This window comes from Bradyrhizobium sp. 62 (genome assembly GCF_023073035.1).
Lineage (GTDB): Bacteria > Pseudomonadota > Alphaproteobacteria > Rhizobiales > Xanthobacteraceae > Bradyrhizobium.
The window spans coordinates 132,192-133,429 of the sequence record NZ_JADPIT010000029.1; the positions used below are offsets into that span (position 1 = coordinate 132,192).

The following is a 1,238-nucleotide window of genomic DNA, read 5'->3' on the forward strand; positions in this document are numbered from 1 at the left end:
TGCACCTTTGATGCGGCGCCCGTTCGGTCTACTCTCTCCCGATAGACAAATCGGGAGCAACCGATGACTGCCATCAAGCCGTTTCGCATCGCCATCAGCGACGACATTCTCACCGACCTCAAATCGCGCCTCGCCCGCACGCGCTGGCCGGAGGCGGAGCTGGTCGACGACTGGAGCCAAGGTGCGCCGCTGAAATGGATCCAGGAGATCTGCGCCTATTGGGCCGATGGCTATGACTGGCGCGCGCGCGAGGCAAAACTCAACCGCTTCGAGCAGTTCACCACCGAGATCGACGGGCTCGACATCCACTTCCTGCATGCGCGCTCGAAGGAGCCGTCGGCGCTGCCGCTGATCATCACCCATGGCTGGCCCGGCTCGATCGTCGAATTCCAGAAGGTGATCGCGCCGCTGGTCGATCCTGTCGCGCATGGCGGCAATCCCGCCGATGCTTTCCACGTCGTCTGTCCGTCGCTGCCGGGCTTTGGGTTCTCCGGCAAGCCGAACACCACCGGCTGGGGCGTCGATCGTATCGCCGCGACCTGGGCCAAGCTGATGGACCGGCTCGGCTATATCAGTTATGGCGCGCAGGGCGGCGACTGGGGCTCGGCGGTGACGACCTCGCTTGGCATGCAGGACGGCGAGCATTGCGCCGGCATCCACGTCACGCTCGCCTTCAACGCCGCGCCGAAAGTCGAGGGCGAACCGACGCCGGAAGAGAAGCGCGCGCTCGCCGGCCTCAAGCATTATGTCGACCTCGACTCCGGCTATTCGAAGCAGCAATCGACGCGGCCGCAGACACTCGGTTACGCTCTGACCGATTCGCCGAGCGGACAGGCGGCCTGGATTTTGGAAAAATTCTGGGCCTGGACCGATTGCAACGGTCATCCCGAAAACATCTTCACCAAGGACGAACTGCTCGACAACGTCATGCTCTATTGGGCGACGGAGACGGCGACCTCGTCTGCGCGGCTCTATTGGGAAAGCTTCGGCAAGCGCCGGACCTCGCCCGTCGTCAAGGTGCCGACGGGCGTGGCTGTCTTCCCCAAGGAGATCATCACGCCGGTGCGGCGCTGGATGGAGCCGAACTTTCACAACATCACGCATTGGAGCGAGATGGAGAAGGGAGGCCATTTCGCCGCATTCGAGCAGCCGGAGCTGTATGTCGGCGAGGTCAGAAAGTTCTTCCGGACGGTGCGCTGAGACGCATTCTCCGTCAGGCCCGGGCTTGTCCCGGGCAT

Annotated in this window: 1 protein-coding gene; it reads left to right on the top strand. The window is 63.4% G+C overall.

All coding sequences use genetic code 11. The annotated features are described in order from the left end of the window. The first annotated feature begins 63 nt into the window (after positions 1 to 63). On the top strand, positions 64 to 1,200 hold the full coding sequence (locus IVB47_RS27405) for an epoxide hydrolase family protein (protein ID WP_247282515.1): 1,137 nt from the start codon (positions 64 to 66) through the stop codon (positions 1,198 to 1,200). The last annotated feature ends 38 nt before the right edge of the window (positions 1,201 to 1,238 follow it).